16 protein-coding genes and 1 pseudogene are annotated in these 16,272 nt (G+C 64.4%); 9 read left to right on the forward strand and 8 right to left on the reverse strand.

Translation table 11 applies throughout. The features are described from left to right. Window positions 1–131: 131 nt before the first annotated feature. A complete protein-coding gene (amrS, locus tag GLW01_RS14375; RefSeq protein ID WP_160899518.1) occupies window positions 132–1,226 on the reverse strand; it encodes an AmmeMemoRadiSam system radical SAM enzyme in 1,095 nt (364 codons plus the stop codon). A 130-nt stretch (window positions 1,227–1,356) separates the two neighbouring features. Between amrS and amrB the strand changes: the two genes are divergently transcribed. After that, window positions 1,357–2,151 (forward strand): AmmeMemoRadiSam system protein B, encoded by a 795-nt coding sequence (gene amrB, locus GLW01_RS14380; protein ID WP_160899519.1) that lies wholly within the window; start codon window positions 1,357–1,359, stop codon window positions 2,149–2,151. Between the two features lie 28 nt (window positions 2,152–2,179). Then, a complete protein-coding gene (amrA, locus tag GLW01_RS14385) occupies window positions 2,180–2,725 on the forward strand; it encodes an AmmeMemoRadiSam system protein A (protein WP_237416606.1) in 546 nt (181 codons plus the stop codon). Here amrA and GLW01_RS14390 read toward each other — a convergent pair. From GLW01_RS14390 to modA, 4 genes are read right to left on the reverse strand one after another with little or no spacing between them, the layout of a single operon-like run. Next, complete coding sequence (locus GLW01_RS14390; RefSeq protein WP_151439206.1) at window positions 2,689–3,135, reverse strand: DUF2784 domain-containing protein; 447 nt, start codon at window positions 3,133–3,135, stop codon at window positions 2,689–2,691. The two genes, amrA and GLW01_RS14390, sit on opposite strands and share 37 nt — an antisense overlap. Window positions 3,136–3,139: 4 nt before the next feature. Further along, window positions 3,140–4,207, reverse strand: a complete 1,068-nt coding sequence (gene modC, locus GLW01_RS14395; protein ID WP_160899521.1) for a molybdenum ABC transporter ATP-binding protein — start codon at window positions 4,205–4,207, stop codon at window positions 3,140–3,142. Beyond that, window positions 4,204–4,884: a molybdate ABC transporter permease subunit gene (gene modB, locus GLW01_RS14400; protein WP_160899522.1), complete on the reverse strand. Its 681-nt coding sequence runs from the start codon at window positions 4,882–4,884 to the stop codon at window positions 4,204–4,206. Before modB ends, modC begins: the two co-directional genes overlap by 4 nt. Then, complete coding sequence (gene modA, locus GLW01_RS14405; RefSeq protein ID WP_340162465.1) at window positions 4,884–5,621, reverse strand: molybdate ABC transporter substrate-binding protein; 738 nt, start codon at window positions 5,619–5,621, stop codon at window positions 4,884–4,886. The genes modB and modA overlap by 1 nt, the downstream gene beginning before the upstream one ends. 147 nt (window positions 5,622–5,768) lie before the next feature. Here modA and GLW01_RS14410 point away from each other — a divergent pair, with 147 nt between their 5' ends. Further along, window positions 5,769–6,167, forward strand: coding sequence for a glutaredoxin family protein (locus GLW01_RS14410; RefSeq protein WP_160899523.1), 399 nt, complete (start codon window positions 5,769–5,771; stop codon window positions 6,165–6,167). Window positions 6,168–6,278: 111 nt separating this feature from the next. On the opposite strand, the gene GLW01_RS14415 is transcribed toward GLW01_RS14410, so the two are convergent. Continuing rightward, entirely contained in the window at window positions 6,279–6,974 is a 696-nt protein-coding gene (locus GLW01_RS14415; RefSeq protein WP_202405761.1) for a VWA domain-containing protein, read from the reverse strand. 3 nt (window positions 6,975–6,977) lie between these two features. Then, window positions 6,978–8,516, reverse strand: a complete 1,539-nt coding sequence (locus GLW01_RS14420; RefSeq protein WP_160899524.1) for a hypothetical protein — start codon at window positions 8,514–8,516, stop codon at window positions 6,978–6,980. A gap of 200 nt (window positions 8,517–8,716) precedes the next feature. Between GLW01_RS14420 and GLW01_RS14425 the strand changes: the two genes are divergently transcribed. The 5 genes and pseudogenes from GLW01_RS14425 to mdoH form a co-directional block, all read left to right on the forward strand. After that, window positions 8,717–9,523: a response regulator transcription factor gene (locus GLW01_RS14425; protein ID WP_160899525.1), complete on the forward strand. Its 807-nt coding sequence runs from the start codon at window positions 8,717–8,719 to the stop codon at window positions 9,521–9,523. A gap of 2 nt (window positions 9,524–9,525) precedes the next feature. After that, a complete protein-coding gene (locus GLW01_RS14430; RefSeq protein WP_160899526.1) occupies window positions 9,526–11,160 on the forward strand; it encodes an ATP-binding protein in 1,635 nt (544 codons plus the stop codon). A gap of 116 nt (window positions 11,161–11,276) precedes the next feature. Beyond that, the gene (locus GLW01_RS14435; protein ID WP_237416607.1) at window positions 11,277–12,824 is read left to right on the forward strand and encodes a glucan biosynthesis protein G; all 1,548 of its coding nucleotides are present in this window, start codon (window positions 11,277–11,279) and stop codon (window positions 12,822–12,824) included. Between the two features lie 14 nt (window positions 12,825–12,838). Then, the gene (locus GLW01_RS14440) at window positions 12,839–13,090 is read left to right on the forward strand and encodes a hypothetical protein (RefSeq protein WP_160899527.1); all 252 of its coding nucleotides are present in this window, start codon (window positions 12,839–12,841) and stop codon (window positions 13,088–13,090) included. Window positions 13,091–13,101: 11 nt separating this feature from the next. Then, window positions 13,102–15,138: pseudogene (gene mdoH / locus GLW01_RS14445) on the forward strand (glucans biosynthesis glucosyltransferase MdoH); the annotation flags it as partial. 54 nt (window positions 15,139–15,192) lie between these two features. Here the strand turns inward: mdoH and GLW01_RS14450 are convergent. After that, entirely contained in the window at window positions 15,193–15,351 is a 159-nt protein-coding gene (locus tag GLW01_RS14450; protein WP_160899528.1) for a YqaE/Pmp3 family membrane protein, read from the reverse strand. A gap of 278 nt (window positions 15,352–15,629) precedes the next feature. Between GLW01_RS14450 and GLW01_RS14455 the strand changes: the two genes are divergently transcribed. Beyond that, window positions 15,630–16,256, forward strand: coding sequence for a PEP-CTERM sorting domain-containing protein (locus GLW01_RS14455; protein WP_160899529.1), 627 nt, complete (start codon window positions 15,630–15,632; stop codon window positions 16,254–16,256). Window positions 16,257–16,272 lie beyond the last annotated feature (16 nt).

Raw genomic sequence — 16,272 nt, forward strand, 5'->3', positions numbered from 1 at the left:
GGAACGCTCGGAGGGAAGCTCGGTGGCCATGGATGGCCACCGCGCAGCCTACATGGATGTACTTGTGGCGATTCCCGGAGAGCGTTACCCGCCTCCCCTCCTGCAGAAGCACCTCAGTCTTGGGACAACCGCTAACGCCACTCCGCCAGCCGCACAGGCACACGCCGGGCGCCCCAACGCCCGGGATCCCCATCAAACACCCCGGCACACCGCGTCCCGCAATTGGTGCAATGCCCATCGTGGGTCAGGTTCCAGTCACTGAGCACAAACCAATCCCGCCCGATCAGCTTCTGGCCACAGTGATGGCAGTAGGTGCTGCCTCCGGCCTCATCGTGCACGTTCCCCGTGTAGGCGTACCGGATGCCGTTCTTCATGGCTACTTCACGCGCATTGGTCAGCGTCTCCGCCGGCGTACGCGGATGCTCCATCATCTTGAAATCCGGATGGAAGGCGGTGAAATGCATGGGAATATCCGGCCCCAGATGCTCCACCACCCACTGGCTCATGCGCTCGATCTCCTCGCTGGAATCGTTCTCGCCCGGGATCAGCAGCGTCGTCAGTTCGAACCACACATCCGTCTCGTTGTGCACGTACTCGATCGTATCCAGCACCGGCTGCAGCTCGCTGCCGGTAATCTTGCGGTAGAAGCGCTCAGTGAACGCCTTGAGGTCGAAGTTGACCGCGTCCATGTAACGGAAGAACTCCTTCCGCGGCTCCTCGCAGATGTAACCGGCGGTCACGGCCACCGCCTTGATGCCCCGCTCATGGCAGGCCTGGGCCACGTCGATGGCGTATTCGTGGAAGATCACCGGATCGTTGTAGGTGAAGGCGATGCTGTGGCAGCCCAGATCCTCGGCGGCGCGCGCGATGGTCTCCGGCTCCGCCTGGTCCGCCAGCGTATCCATCTCCCGGGACTTGCTCATATCCCAGTTCTGGCAGAACTTGCAGAACAGGTTGCAGCCAGCAGTACCAAAGGACAGGACCGAGGTGCCGGGCAGGTAATGGTTCAGGGGTTTCTTCTCAATCGGGTCCACGCAGAACCCGCTGGAGCGCCCGTAGGTGGTCAACACGATCTGGTCGTCATGCCGGGCACGCACAAAACACAGGCCCTGCTGACCCTCTTTCAGCTTACAGGCCCTCGGACACAGATCGCACTGGATCCGACCATCTTCCAGCTCATGCCAGTAGACGGTTGGGAAACGGTCGCTGGAGATTGTGACGCCCATGGTCTCACCTCCCGGTGCTGGCGTTATACTCCGAGTATAGGGCGCGACCCGGGCTCTTGCCCAGCCTTGTTGATGGCGTCGATCGCCCCCATATAAGGGCAAATGAAGCCAGCCCCAAGGGAGGTGCACCATGGAACAGACAGTTCGGCCACCGGCGGTTTCAGGGCTCTTCTACCCCGCCGAGCGCGGCGTACTGCAGCAGCAGGTTGCCGGTTTCCTCGAAAAGGCGGGCACCGATAACGTAGCGCCGCCCAAGGCGCTGATCGCGCCCCATGCGGGTTACCCGTTCTCGGGTGCGGTCGCCGGGGAGGCGTATGCAACCGTCCGCACCATGGCGGATCGCATTGAGCGCGTCATCCTGCTCGGGCCAAGTCACCGCATTCCCTTCCGGGGGATCGCCGCCAGCAGCGCGGACTATTTCGCCACGCCCATGGGGAATGTGCGCGTTGACCAGGCCACTCAGGCGGACCTGGTGGCCCAGCGCTCCGACGTGGTCTATCGGGAAGACGCCCATGAGCGCGAACACGGCCTTGAAGTACATCTCCCCTTCCTTCAGGCGCTGATGGATGACTTCAGTGTTGTCCCGCTGGTCGTGGGCGACGCTACGCCGGAGGAAGTCGGAACACTGCTGGATTCACTCTGGGGTGGGCCCGAGACACTGATCGCCATCAGCTCGGATCTGAGCCACTTCATGGATTACGACAGCGCGGTACGCCGGGACAGGGCCACGTCCGAGGCTATTGAGAACCTGGCGTGGGAGAAGGTCCGGGATGGCGATGCCTGTGGCCGCCACCCCATCAACGGGCTTCTGTGGCTGGCCCGTCAGAAGGGCCTGGAAGGCCGCATCCTGGATCTGCGCAACTCGGGGGATGCCGGAGCTCCCAGGGACAGCGTTGTAGGGTATGGCGCCTATGTATTCCACTGACACCCCGATAACACACGAGCACCGCGGGATGCTGCTGACCCTCGCCCGGGACAGCATCCGGGAGGGCTTTGAGACCGGTCGTGCCCTGACCGTTGAGCCGGCGCAGTGGCCTGAGGTTCTGCAGCGTAACGGCGCCAGCTTTGTCACACTCAAGCGCCCGGATGACAGCCTGCGCGGCTGTATCGGCACCCTTGAAGCCCGCCAGCCACTGGTGACGGATGTGGCGGAGCATGCCCATGCCGCCGCCTTCCGCGACCCGCGCTTCCAGCCATTGGCGGCCCATGAACTGGAGGAGGTGCACCTGGAACTCTCGATCCTGTCCCGGCCCGAACCGCTGCCTGTGGCCTCGGAAGCGGAACTGCTCGCGGCTCTCCAACCCGGCGAGGATGGGCTCATTCTTGAGGACGGCGTCCACCGGGGAACCTTTCTCCCCGCAGTCTGGGAATCGCTGCCGGAGCCCGTGGACTTTGTCCGCCAGCTCAAGCGCAAGGCGGGCCTGCCATCGGATTACTGGTCCCCTTCACTGACCATCAAGCGCTACCGCACCGAGTCCTTCGGCGAGGATGAGCGCTGACGCGGCGGCAGCCACCACCAGGTGGCGGCCACCAGGGCCCCGAAAACCGTGTACCCGAACAGGAACACCCAGCCCGGCAGGTCATGGAAGATGAGGGCGCTCACCCAGTATTCGATGAACCCCTGATCGTGCACGGGCTGACCGGCCGCAAGACGCAGCTCGTGCTCCCAGACAGTCAGCGGACACAGTCGCCCCAGCCAGGTCTGGATCACCACGAAACCAATCGTCACCAGGTGCACCCAGCGGACCCAGGGATTGCGGACCCAGAACCAGCCACGCATGCCACCGATAATGAACAGCACCAGACCGACAACCACGAAGGCCACGATCAGGCCATGCAGCAACAGCACCAGGTCCGCCAGAAGGCCCGGGGCGGGAAGCGTTTGATAGAGGCTGCGCGATGCGTTCATGGGCTTACCCCAGCAGCGCCACGCTCTTGACCTGGGCGTGGACCTCCAGACCCGACTGCAGAGACAGTTCGCGGGCAGAGCGGCGGCTCACCCGCGCCAGCAGTACCGCATCCCCCACCCGCAACCGCAGCATCACGTGCCCGGCCCCCTGCTCCGCCAGGTCCTCAATGCGGGCCGGCATCACGTTCAGGATACTGCTGTCCTGCGGTGCCGTCAGGGCCACGCTCACGTCACGGGCCTGGACCTGGAGCCGCACGGGCTGCCCGGTTTCCAGCTGCCCCAGTACCGCATGGAGCGGTCCTGCGTCCGAGTTCACCCGCACCACGCCGTCGCGTGGGTCGTAATCGTCCACCACGCCCTCGATAACCGTCTCCGCCCCCGGCTGCCCCGCGATAGCGAGGTCCAGGCGTGCGAACACGTCAGTGAGGGAACCTTCCGCCTGTACCCTGCCGTTATCCATAACCACCAGGTGGTCCGCCAGCCGGGCCACCTCCTCCCTGGAGTGGCTTACATAGATCATCGGCAGAACCAGCTCCCGGTGCAGCCGCTCAAGGTACGGCAGGATTTCATGGCGCCGCGCCTCATCCAGACCGGCAAGGGGCTCATCGAGAAGCAACAGGGCAGGTTCCATGGCCAGGGCCCGTGCGATGGCCACGCGCTGCTGTTCTCCGCCGGAGAGCTGATGCGGCCTGCGTGCGAGGAGATGGCGGATTCCCAGCAGCTCAATGGACTGCTCCAGGCGTGAGTTATCCCCGTTGCCCTGGCTCCGGCGCAGCCCATAACGCAGGTTGCCTTCCACACTGCGGTGGGGAAACAGGCTGGGCTCCTGGAACACATAGCCCACGGCACGCCGGTGCGGTGGCACGAACTGGTTGACGTCCTGCCATGTCCGGCCTCCCACGCGCAGGTGACCCACTGCCGAGCGTTCCAGCCCCGCCATGATCCGCAGCAGTGTCGTCTTGCCGCAGCCGGAGGGCCCGAAAACCGCACTCACCCCTGCCCCCGGCAGCGCCAGTGACAGGTCCAGGCTGAAATCCCCCCGGTCGAGCCGGAACGCCAGCTCAATGCTCATAGCCGCACCACCAGGAAACGCCGGTTGAGCGCATAGACCGCCATCAGCATCAGCATGGACATCAGCAGCAGGCCACCGGAGAGCCAGTGCGCGCTGGTGTAATCCAGTGCCTCCACATGGTCATAGACCGCGATGGACACCACCTGGGTACTGCCCGGAATATTGCCGCCGATCATCAGCACCACGCCGAACTCCCCCAGGGTGTGGGCAAAGCCAAGCACGGCCGCCGTCAGGAAGCCGGGCGCGGCCAACGGCACCGCCACGGTGAAGAAGCGGTCCATGGGTGAGGCCCGCAGCGTAGCGGCCACCTCCATGGGCCTGCGGCCGACGGCGGAAAAGGCGTTCTGAAGGGGCTGGACCACGAACGGCAGCGAGTACACCACCGAGCCGATCACCAGCCCGCTGAAGGTGAACGCCAGCGGCTGGCCGCCCAGGGCCTCCATCAGGCTCCCGATGGGCCCTTCCGGCCCAAGCGCGATCAGAAGATAGAACCCCAGAACCGTGGGCGGCAGGACCAGCGGCAGCGCCACCATCGCCTCGACCACGAAGCGGAAGCGCCATTGTGTGCGCGCCAGCCACCAGGCCAGGGGCGTGCCCACCACCAGCAGGATCAGGGTGCTCACAGCCGCCAGCTGCAGCGTAATCCACAGTGCCGTGAGATCATCGGAGCCCGGCATCAGGGCACCTCATAGCCATGGTCACGGAGAATCGCCTGCCCCTGTTCCCCTGTCACGAACTCGAGGAAGGCCCTGGGCGCCGGTTCATCCGCCAACAGCACCGCCTGCTGCTCAATGGGCTCATGCAGGGTCTCCGGAACCAGCCAGCGTGAGCCACCCATGCTGCGCTCCGGCGCCTCAAGCTGGGACAGCGCCACAAATCCCAGCGCTGCATTGCCCGTGCGCACGAACTGGAACGTCTGGGCGATGTTCTCGCCCATCACCCGCCGACCTTCCAGGGCCTCCCAGAGCCCCCGGTTCTCCAGCACCTGCTTTGCCGCCCTGCCGTAGGGCGCCAGACGCGGGTTGGCCAGCGCCAGATAGGCGAAATCCCCGGTAGCCAGGACCCCGCCTTCCGCATCCACGAGCGATTCGCCGGGGCTCCAGAGGACGAGCCGGCCACGGGCATAGCTCACCCGGCTTCCCTCAACGGCCCTGCCGGACTCAGCCAGAAGCCGGGGCCGGCGCTCATCCGCGGCAAGGAAGACCTGGAAAGGAGCGCCGTGCAGAATCTGGGCGTAGTGCTTTCCGGTTGAGCCGGAGGCGAGGACCACGCTGTGCTCAGTAGCTGCTTCGAACCGATCAACCAGAACTCTGGCTGCTCCAACAACATTACTGGCGACAGCGACCCGGATTTCATCCGCCCCGACAAGGGATGACCCTCCGGCAAACAACAGAATACTCAGCCAAACCGGCACCTGAGCAGCACGACGCAACGCTAACTCTCCCAACAATGCTGATAGCAGGCCAGAGTCTACCAGACCCGACTCTTACGCAGGGTCTCAGAAATGCTACGCTGGTACACCATTTCAGAGGCCATCATTTCTCAAGGAACAAGGCTTTTTATGCGCGTCATTATCCGTTATTTCTTCCGATCACTGCGCCTGATCCTTACCCCCATCGTCCTGATCAACGAAAAGTTGACCAGCCCCAGAGCCGTATCCCGAAGCTCTGAAGATCAAGCACGCGTTGAACAGGCCGCAAGCAAGCTGGCGCTCTACCAGTTCAAGGCCTGCCCGTTCTGCATCAAGGTCCGCAAGGAAATGTCACGCCTGGGGCTTGCCATTGAAACCCGCGATGCCCAGAACGACCCGGATCACAGGGCTGCCCTCGAAGCCGGCGGCGGGCGGGTCAAAGTGCCCTGTCTGTTGATTGAGCACGACAACGGCGAACAGCAGTGGCTGTATGAATCCGATGACATCAACGCCTGGCTGAGGAAGCAGTTCGAACCTGCATCAGACTGATGGCGGATGCGCTAGCGGCGCGGGTCTCTTGCGTGTAACGGATGTACCCATCCAGCCGTTTCACTCCGCTTAACACTCTAACAGACCCGTGCCACGTATACCCTCGCGGTTTCAGCGCAACGCCACCCGCCGGGGCAAGCGCTCAAGTTCGTTGATCACCTGCCAGCGACCGCCGTCTTCCTCTACGCGCGCTTTCCAGCTCGCCAGCCGCTCGTGGTACGCGGCTGGGTCGTTGTTGTCACCGCGCTGGCGCAGCACGTTCAGGGCAACCACCCGGATACCCGCCAGGTCGAGCGCCATGTCCCGGTTCAGCTCCGGCGGCAGGTCCTCGTGCAGGTCGGATAGCACGAACAGGTGCTGTCGTTCCGCGTTCGTCCCATGCAGGAAGTCGCGCCCCAGCAGGATGCCGCCGGTTATGTCGCTGTGATAGCTCGGCGTCTCGAACCCCTCCATGAACGACTGCAGCTTACCCAGGACGGCTCGCTTCTGTTGCCCGACGACACTCGGGCGCGCGTCGAAGGTGGTCTGGGCGATGATGTTGCGCTCGGTGAAGCTGGAGTTGTCGATGAAAGCCACCGCCAGCGAATCCCCGGCCCCCAGCTCCGAGAGCAGATAGGCGCTGAGCTGCTGCACCTTCTCCCGCTCCTGGGCGTAGCCGTTGGAGATATCGAGCAGCACGAAGACCGCCCGGTTGTTGCTGGCCGCCTCGCTGCAGCCGATCAGGAACAGGCTCAGAATCGCGGCCAGGGTCAGGCGCAGCCCCCTGGGGGCCACGCGGTTACGGAGTGTGGATGCGGTAAGGTTCATGGTTCAGGCCTCCTGGGTTGTGAGGGGCAGATCATCGGCATCGGCCTGCGTTTCGGCGGCAGCCGGTTCCGCGCGCTTGCGGCTGCGCTTCCGGGGCGCCTGTTCCTGTGTTTCGGGCGCCGGCTCTGAAGCTTCCGCCTGAGCGGCTGCCCGGTTCTCCATGCGGTAGCGCACCATCCGCTCGATGCTCAGCGGCACCATGATCAGCAGGTCATACAGGTTGATGAGCATGGCGCAGAGGTGATTCGCCAGGCCGCCGGTCACCCGCAGTGTCACGCGCAGGGCCCTCAGCACGCCGAGCGTGACCGCGCCCAGTACGGTGCGCAGTGAGTGCACGAAGGACTCCAGAGGAATACCCACGAACGCCAGCGCGAACGGCAGGATGAAGCCCAGCAGCATCTGGCCCATGGCAGGGATCCAGCCGAACTCGGTGCCACCGGTGGCCTCACCGGTCAGTTGCTGTGCCAGCGCCGCCTGGTCCGCGGCCAGCATGTCGCGCAGGTAGGCCAGCGAGGACTCGATGCCCGCGAAGATCACCAGGATCACCAGCGACGCGATCATCAGGTAGCGCCGCATGCGGTCGTTCAGCCGTGCGATGACCGGGAACAGGTGCGTTACCCGCAGCGATTCCAGCAGGAAGAGCCCCATGGTGATCTCAACCATGATGATGACCAGCGCGGCCACGTCAGAGGCCGCCATGGGGCCGATGGAGCTGGTGCCGCCGACCATCTCGGACATGGGCATGGCGATCAGGTGGAAGTTCACGATGGCGCCGAAGACCGCGATGGTCAGCACCAGGCTCGAGATGAAGAACTGCTTGAGCGACGATGCCATGAGGGTATTCACCGCCTCGTCATCACTGTTGCGCATGCGTTCGTATTCGGCCATCTGCCGGTCGATGGACCTGGAGCGCTCGTCCAGGCCGGTGATGGTCTCGTGCACCTTCCCCATGGTCTGGCCGAGGTTGCGCCAGTCCGGGCGCATGCCCTTGAGGATGCCGTGGCGTTCGTTGATGTCCGACTGGTAGGCCTCCAGGGTCTCATCGTGGGACTTCTGCACCACGTCCCGGATGTTCTCCAGAATGCTGTTCACGGCCGGGTCGCCGGAGGTGGGCAGGTTGCCGATGGTGTCCATCAGTTCCTGCCAGGCCGGCGGCATGGGCTTGTTCTCGATCGAGTTGTGGTAGTCCGTCTCGATCTTCTCCAGCGTCTCGTTCAGGCGCCGGTGCAGGACCGGGTACTGGCCCAGGTCCCGCTCGACGATCTCCGCCACCCGCGCGAATTCACGCTCAATGGCGCTTTCCGCCTCCTCGCGACCAGCGGCCAGCAGCACGTCCCGGTTGCGCTGGCTGACGCGGCTTTCCAGTTGGCGCACCCCGGCGCCGGCCAGGCGCAGGCTGCGGTAGAAGGCGCGGCCGGTATTGCGCAGGAGCTGGTGCGCGTGCGGCCGGCCCGCGTAGAGAAGGGTAATGGCGATGACCAGCCAGATGGCCAGTGACAGCGCCGGCGAATCGGACCAGATGGTGAGTATGTCTGAGAACATGGTGTGTCCCCTCTTCAAGGTTGCTTGGTGAACCGGCGGACTGAGCCGCCGCCCCGACACCTGCAGTCTTTCCGACGCGCGTGAATAATCCGTGAGTCGCCAACCCGGAAAATGCGAACTTTGTATCAGTGTGTAGCCATCGTCGTTCCAGCGGGGCCGGCTGCTACACTCACAACAGATTTCCGTCGGAACCGCGCCCCATGGCCACGATTCTCTGGGTGGAGGACCAGTCACACTGGATCGACCGCTTCAAGCCGGTGCTTGAGGCCACGGCCTTTGACGACCAGCCAACGCGGGTAGAGGTCTTCCGCTTCGCCGAGGCCGCCTGCCAGCACATCAAGCTCGCCGACGCCGGCGATGCCCCGGACCTGGCCCTGCTGGACGCCAACATGAACGGCAACGAACAGGCGGGGTTCTCGGTCTCACGCACCCTTCTGCGCAAGTGGCCGCAACTGCCCATCGTCTACCTTTCCGAATACAGCGGCACGGGCGTGGAACAGGAAGCCATCGAGGAACAGAACGCCCAGGACTTCATCGCCAAGCACCAGCGCAACATCGAACAGGTGCTGTGCTGGCGCATCCGGGCTACCCTCCGCCAGCAGTCCATAACCCGGGAGAAGAACAGCAGCGACCGGCTCCAGAGCGGCGGCCTGAGCCTGGACACCGTCACCTGGGAGGCCTACTGGCAGGGCGTGAAGCTGATGAACCCGAACAACCCCAAGCGCCCCCTGCCCCCGACGCCACGCAAGATCCTGCGCTACCTCGTGGAAGCCTCGCCCGCGCCTCTGTCCACCCTGCAGGTGGCGGAGAAGCTGGACGCGGACCCGGAACGCTTCTCCCAGGCCAACTACCGCCAGCACATCCGCACCCTGCGCCGGGCCATCGACCAGGCCATGGGCGGCGACGAACGCTTCTTTGAATGGTGCCGCGAGGGCGAGGGACTGGTGGCCTTCGGGGATGACGGCGCCTACTGCTGGCGCACGCCACGCACCACGGAGGCGAACTGAGCATGGCCGAGAAACGCGACGACCGCCCGGACGACCGCATCCAGCCGGTGCGCTTCCCCTTCCTGGGCACCCTCGGGGGCCTGCTGGCCATCAGCTGGCTCCTGCTGTTGCTGGACCCCACAGTGGCCTCCTTCTACAGCGTCCCACCGGTTCTGCTCCAGGCCGAGTGGCGTTACGGCGCGCTGGCCCTGTTCGTGACCCTGATCCTCGCCGACATGCGCCGCTATCACCGCGAACGGCGCCAGCAGGATTCAGACCTCCAGGCCTTGCGCGCTCAGGTCCACAGCCTCTGGCAGGACCGCAAGCAGCTCCAGCTCAAGGCCCACACCTATTCCGACCACGCGGACAAGCTCAAGCGCTTCATCAGCGACAAGCTGCTGGAATACATCGAGTACGACGAGAAGTTCCTGCACTTCAAGAGCATCGCCGCGGAGGTTCGCCACAACGGCGTGATCAGCTTCGACCGGGTCCGCACCGCCCTGGAAGGTGCGCTCACGGAAGCGGAAGAGGCCGGGGATGAGCAACGGGCGCAGCCACTGCGGGCCGCCGAAGACGCCATGCGCTACCTCTGGGATCTGCTGGACCTCTCCACCGCCGATAACCTCGCCCTGCACATCGGCAACCAGCTGTGCGAATGCGAGGAACACTACTACCAGCGCATGCTCAGCGAGGAGGGGGACGACACGGACGAACTGCCCCCGCCCCCGGTCTACGACCCCGGGCGTGCGGCGTGGCGCGCACTCGGCCAGGTGAGCCAGAAACCGCTGGAGGAACCCGCCGTGGGAACCCCCTGGGCCCTCAATGATGGGCAGTGGTACGCGGACCTCCAGTCCACGGGCACACTGCTGGGCACCGAGAACCACCTGGTGCTGCTGCTCGAGAACCTGCTGAAGAACGCCCAGTTCCACGCCCGCAAGCGCGGCTACAGCAGCCCCTTCGCCCCGGTCACCCTGGAGCTGCGGGAGGAAAGGGGTAATGCCCTGATCCGGGTCTACAACCGGGGTCCGCACATCCGGGAGGAAGACCGCCCCAACCTCTTCCAGCTCGGTTTCTCCACACGGCGCGCCAGGGAACACCAGGGCCGTGGGCTGGGCCTGTATTTCGTCAACGAAATCGTGAAGGGCTACGAGGGCCAGATCGCCGTGCACAACATCGAGACCCCGGCGACCCAGTACGCGGTGCGCGTGGCCCTGTCGGACGGCAACGTGGTCACGGAACTGGTGGATGTGGCAGTGGAATCCGGCAAGCCAAGCTGCCGCTCACCCGAGGGTGAATGGCAGGGGCAGATGGAATGGACGTTCGAGTCGCCGGTAGAGAGCGTGGAGGTCACCACCACGGACGACCGCGACCAGCCCACCCAACGCCTCGCGGACTTCGAGGCCAAGGGCAAGCAGCAGCGCTTCGACCCCGGCCACCCGGAACGCCCCCGGTGGCGCCTGAGCCTCACCCCGAAGCGCAACGCCCACCGGCTCAGTTTCGAGCCGTTGGCCATCGACGGCGTGGAATTCGAGATCCGACTGCCCACCGCGCAACAACGGCTGGACAATACCGAACTCGGCATGGAAGACGACATTGACGCGGAAGTGGAACGGCTGGACGAGCACTTCCAGCCACCGGAGGGTGGCAGCTCACACTGAGGTAACCGCCGGCTGAAAGGACGGTAATGGCACACAGGGCCCGCAACGCTGTAGCGTAGGTGACCTGAGCAAGAAGGCTCCCGGTCACTCAGTACCGCACAGCAGGGAATCGTCCAATGATGCGTCGAACCGTCCATTTGATAGGGGTTATAGGCCTGCTCCTGCCCGCCGCGAGCGTCGGCAACACGTTTGATTTCGAGACCGTCGTGGACAGGGCCAGGAAACTGGCGGACACCGCCTACGAAACGCCGCAGCAGGTGCCGGAATTCCTGCGCGATCTGGACTACCAGACCTACCGCGCCATTCGCTTCAAGCCCGAACACAGCCTCTGGCGCGAGTCGGAGACCAACTTCCAGGTCATGCTGGTACCGCCGGGCCGCCTGTACAAACACCCTGTCCGCCTGAATGTCATTGATGCCGAGGGGGTTCACGATGTTCCCTTCGATAAGCGCCATTTCGACTACCCCGATTCCAGCCTCGAGAAACGCATGTCGTCGGACCTTGGTTATGGTGGCTTTAAGCTGACATTTCCACTTGACGATGCGGGCAACCAGAACCAGTTCCTGGTTTTCGCCGGCGCCAGCTATTACCGGGCCGTGGGCAAGGGCAACAGCTTCGGGCTGTCAGGGCGTGGCCTCGCCATCGATACCGGCTTACCCAAGGGCGAGTCGTTTCCGGATTTCGTGGAGTTCTGGCTGGAACGCCCTGCCCCGGACGCCGAACGCATGACGGTCTATGGCCTGCTTGATGGCGAGAATGTCACCGGGGCCTACCGTTTCACCGTGATGCCCGGACAGACCACAACGCTCCGGGTGACGTCGAAACTGTTCCCGCGACAGAACATCGAACAGCTCGGTGTCGCGCCTCTTACCAGCATGTTCTATTACGACGGGAAAACGCCCAAGCCGAAGGGCGAGTGGCGCCCGGAGGTCCATGACTCCGACGGCCTGCTGATCCACAACGGCGAGTCCGGCGAGTGGCTCTGGCGGCCCCTGCGGAATCCGGAAACACTCTCGATGGACTATTTCGACACGCTGGATGTGGCCGGCTTTGGCCTGCTCCAGCGGGACCAGGCCTTCGACAGCTACATGGACCCAGAGGCCCGCTACGACACTCGCCCCAGTGCCTGGGTGGAACCCCGGGGCTCATGGGGGAAGGGGAAGGTCGTCCTGGTCCAGATCCCCACGCCTGACGAAACCAACGACAACGTAGTCGCGTTCTGGACACCGGAAGAACCGGTATCACAGGAGGACGCCCCCATGACCTTCGAATACAGCGTCCACTACGGCGGCCCGGAGATTCCCGACGAGCCCATGGCGCGGGTCGTCGACACTTTCATTGGTGACGGCTCCCGCATCGGCGGGGGCGATGAGGAAGGCGCAGTCCGGGTTATCGCGGATTTCGCCGGCGGCCCACTGGCGAAGCTTGACCCGGAAGCGTCGGTGAGCAGCTCGGTCTCCATGCTGAATGAGGGGGAATTGCTGGGCCACTATGTTGAATACATCCCCAGGCTCGATCGCTGGCGACTGTCCATCCTGGCACGGCCGGCCTCCGGGGAATCGCTGGCCGTCCGGGCTTTCCTGAAACAGGAAGACGACACCCTCAGTGAAACCTGGTCGTTCGAGCTGCCCGGTGACAGCCCGGTGATCACGGGAAGCCAATAAAAGGGCCGGAACCCATGGAATTGACGCACAGTGAAAAGGCACTCCGGCGGGGCCTGGCCTACCAGTACTGGTCTGGCCTGCCACGCACACCGGACACGGAGATACGGGCGCTCGAAAGCCTCCTGCGAGCCCTGAAGGGCGGGGAGCCCGATGTCCTGGGCGCGGTCATGGCCGACCTGCGGGCAACAGCAGCCGGGGCCTCCCCCTCGGTTCCCGGGCCCACGCCGGCCATCCGGCGCGGCAGCCTGCACTACGGCGACTACTGAGGCCACGCGGAATGGACGCCACAGACACCACGCCCGCGCCGGACACCGCCCCCGACTGGCGTGCCATCGCCAGCTTCCGCAGGACCCTGTTAGCGCTCACGGTCCTCGCCCAGACCGCCATTGCCACCTATTTCATGCTCGCGGTACTGCCCTACCACGGCGCCACCCTGGTCGAAACCGGCATGGCGATCCTGTTCGCCGTGCTCTTCGCCTGGATCTCGGTCGGGTTCTGGATCGGTGTTCTCGGTTTCGTGTATCGCCGCGCGGGCGGTGACCCCCATTCCCTCCTGCGCCAGTACAGCGACCAGGCCCTGGCGGAAGCGCCCATGGCACCGACGGCCATCGTCATGCCGATCTACCATGAGCCTGTCGAGACCAGCCTGGGCCGTATACGGGCAATCTACCGGGACCTTGAGCGCAGCGGCCAGCTGGCGCATTTCGACTTCTACATCCTCTCCGACAGCCGCGACCCCGATGTCTGGCTCCGGGAGCAGGCGGCCTGGGCCACACTCTGTGACGAACTGGGCGCCCAGGGGCGGCTGTTCTACCGCCGGCGCGTACTCAACCTGAACCTCAAGAGCGGCAATGTCGGCGACTTCCTGCGTCGCTGGGGCGGGTACTACGAATACATGATGGTGCTGGACGCGGACAGCCTGATCAGCGGCAACACCCTGGTCCGAATGGTGCGGCTGATGCAGTGCCGGCCCCAGACGGGCATCCTCCAGACCAGCCCGACCCTGCTCAATGGCCGGTCGCTGTTCGCCCGCGTCCAGCAGCTGGCCAACCGCCTGTACGGCCCATTGTTCACGACCGGCCTGGCTTCCATCCAGCTGGGTGATGCCGCCTTCTGGGGGCACAACGCCATTATCCGGGTTCCCGCCTTCATGGCGCACTGCGGCCTCAGGAAACTGCCCGGCCGCGGCCTTTTCAGGGGGCCCGTCATGAGTCACGACTTCGTTGAGGCCGCCTACATGGGCCGCGCCGGCTACGAGGTCTGGCTCGAACCCGAGCTCGGGGAAAGCTACGAGGAGTCGCCCCCCTCACTCGTTGACGAGCTCACGCGCGACAAACGCTGGGCTAAGGGCAACATGCAGCACTTCTGGATCATGCTTCGCGGGCGCCGCCTGAGATTCGGCCACCGGATGGCGTTCCTCAACGGGATCATGGCCTATCTCGCCTCGCCACTGTGGCTGGGCTTCCTCATCCTCACGACCATCGAAACCACTCGGCTTACACTCTGGCCCATCAACTACTTCCCGGATCCCCACCGGCTCACACCCCTCTGGCCCGAATGGCACCCGGAATGGGCGTTCTCCCTGCTCGGCACCTCGCTCGCCCTGCTCTTCCTTCCCAAGATCCTGGCGGTGATCGATGTGCTGCTGAAACGCCGGGCCAAGGCCTTCGGCGGCACCGGGAAGCTGGTGGGGAGCACGGTGCTGGAGATGGTCCTGTCCGCCCTGCTGGCACCGATCCGGATGCTGGCCCACTCGCGCTTCGTGCTCGAGGCGCTGCTCAATGTGTCGCTGAAATGGGCTGGCCAGAACCGTTCCAGCGAGATCGGGTGGAAAACGGCCCTGCTGAGCCAGGCGCCCGGCACCATCCTGGCGCTTGCCTGGTCCTCGTTCGCGTTGTGGCTCGATCCCCTGTTCTTTCTCTGGTCCCTGCCGGTTGCCCTGCCACTGGTCCTTGCCGCCCCGACCTCGGTGCTCCTGAGCCGCACCCGGCTCGGGGACCGCATGCGCCGGAACGGCTGGCTTCTCATTCCGGAAGAGACACAGGGATCGCCACTGCGGGAGGCGCTGCCCCACGGGACGCTGGTAAGCAGGGAGCGCGCTGCTGTACCCGCCTTCCAGGAAGCCATCATGCACCCGTGGTACAACCAGCTGCACCGGCAGCTGGCGCGCCCCAACCAGGGGCCGCTCCAACGGGCCCACCTTGAGGCGCTGGCCGACCGGTGCCTTGCTGACGGACCTGACGCCCTGACCCGGGCTGAAAAGACACGGCTGGCAAGGGACGCCCGATCCCTGGCAGTGCTGCACCGCGAGGTCTGGCGCCAGCCGGGCGATTCACCCTGGGGCCGGCTGCTGGATGACTGGATTGACTCAGCGGCTGGCGATGATCCATACCGCGTGAATGATGCCCGGGAAGTAACCCAGGAGGGTCAGCAGGATATTGACCCAGAACTGGAGCCCGATGCCGACCTGCAGGAAAACGCCCAGTGGGGGCAGCAACAGTGACAGGATGAGTCGCAGGATATCCATGAATGGCCTCCGATTGGATGGTCGCTGGCGCCCAGTCTGAAGGCGTACGCTACGATGGGGAAGTTACAGGCTCCTCATGGTACAGCGTGCCGGAGCGAAAAACAGCGTCGAACAGCTTTACACTTTCCAGGGTTCCCCCAGCGCCACTCCCCGCGACAATCTGTCGCAAGGCCACGGATCCGAAGAGGTTTTGATGCAATGGCCCCCCCTTTGCTTGGATCTGCACGGTCTCACCGACGGACCGACCCCATCTCACTACTGGCAAGGGAATCGAAGAAATGACCATCAAACAATCAGCCATCGCATTGGGCATCCTGGCGGCAGGCGCGGCAACCGCGGCCTCGGGTGCTTCCATTTCAATTGAAGCTGCCGGTGTCTATAACACCCAGGTCAACGGCGCTACCGAAATCGACTTTGAGAGCGGTGACTGCGGCTCCGCGACCTGCTCCGGCGACTATAACGTTGTTCAGGGAACCGCCGGCGGACAGCACGCCCAGCCCCACGACTTCCCCGAGGACAACCAGTACCTGACCGTGCCCTATGAACAGAGCAATGGCTCGGCAGCTCTGGCACTGGGGACAACCGCCAACTATTTTGGCCTGTACTGGGGCTCCATTGACGATTACAACACCATCAGCTTCTTCCTCGATGGTTCACAGGTGGGGAGCAGTTATAGCGGTAACGACGTTCTGCCGCCATCAGGCGGTGACCAGGAATCGTTCGACGACAACCGTTATGTGAACTTCCACTTCGGCTCCGAGTTCTTCGACACGGTCAGTTTCAGCAGCACGCAGTACGCGTTCGAAAGCGACAACCACGCCTACGCTACGGTCCCCGAACCGGGAACACTGGCACTGCTTGGCGCTGGCCTGCTCGGCCTGGGCATGCGTCGCCGGCGCACCTGAAAGATTCAGGCTGCTG

Origin of the sequence: Vreelandella halophila, assembly GCF_009856365.1 — a bacterium.
In the GTDB taxonomy this organism is placed as follows: domain Bacteria; phylum Pseudomonadota; class Gammaproteobacteria; order Pseudomonadales; family Oleiphilaceae; genus Halospina; species Halospina utahensis_B.

Excerpts from the sequence above, each read along its gene's own strand:
- GLW01_RS14410 (WP_160899523.1), top strand. The coding sequence starts at position 5,769 with ATGCGCGTCATTATCCGTTATTTCTTCCGATCACTGCGCCTGATCCTT.
- modC (WP_160899521.1), bottom strand. The coding sequence starts at position 4,207 with ATGAGCATTGAGCTGGCGTTCCGGCTCGACCGGGGGGATTTCAGCCTG.
- GLW01_RS14435 (WP_237416607.1), top strand. The coding sequence starts at position 11,277 with ATGATGCGTCGAACCGTCCATTTGATAGGGGTTATAGGCCTGCTCCTG.
- GLW01_RS14440 (WP_160899527.1), top strand. The coding sequence starts at position 12,839 with ATGGAATTGACGCACAGTGAAAAGGCACTCCGGCGGGGCCTGGCCTAC.
- GLW01_RS14450 (WP_160899528.1), bottom strand. The coding sequence starts at position 15,351 with ATGGATATCCTGCGACTCATCCTGTCACTGTTGCTGCCCCCACTGGGC.
- amrB (WP_160899519.1), top strand. The coding sequence starts at position 1,357 with ATGGAACAGACAGTTCGGCCACCGGCGGTTTCAGGGCTCTTCTACCCC.
- amrA (WP_237416606.1), top strand. The coding sequence starts at position 2,180 with ATGCTGCTGACCCTCGCCCGGGACAGCATCCGGGAGGGCTTTGAGACC.
- GLW01_RS14390 (WP_151439206.1), bottom strand. The coding sequence starts at position 3,135 with ATGAACGCATCGCGCAGCCTCTATCAAACGCTTCCCGCCCCGGGCCTT.
- modB (WP_160899522.1), bottom strand. The coding sequence starts at position 4,884 with ATGCCGGGCTCCGATGATCTCACGGCACTGTGGATTACGCTGCAGCTG.
- GLW01_RS14455 (WP_160899529.1), top strand. The coding sequence starts at position 15,630 with ATGACCATCAAACAATCAGCCATCGCATTGGGCATCCTGGCGGCAGGC.
- GLW01_RS14420 (WP_160899524.1), bottom strand. The coding sequence starts at position 8,516 with ATGTTCTCAGACATACTCACCATCTGGTCCGATTCGCCGGCGCTGTCA.
- GLW01_RS14425 (WP_160899525.1), top strand. The coding sequence starts at position 8,717 with ATGGCCACGATTCTCTGGGTGGAGGACCAGTCACACTGGATCGACCGC.
- GLW01_RS14415 (WP_202405761.1), bottom strand. The coding sequence starts at position 6,974 with ATGAACCTTACCGCATCCACACTCCGTAACCGCGTGGCCCCCAGGGGG.
- GLW01_RS14430 (WP_160899526.1), top strand. The coding sequence starts at position 9,526 with ATGGCCGAGAAACGCGACGACCGCCCGGACGACCGCATCCAGCCGGTG.
- amrS (WP_160899518.1), bottom strand. The coding sequence starts at position 1,226 with ATGGGCGTCACAATCTCCAGCGACCGTTTCCCAACCGTCTACTGGCAT.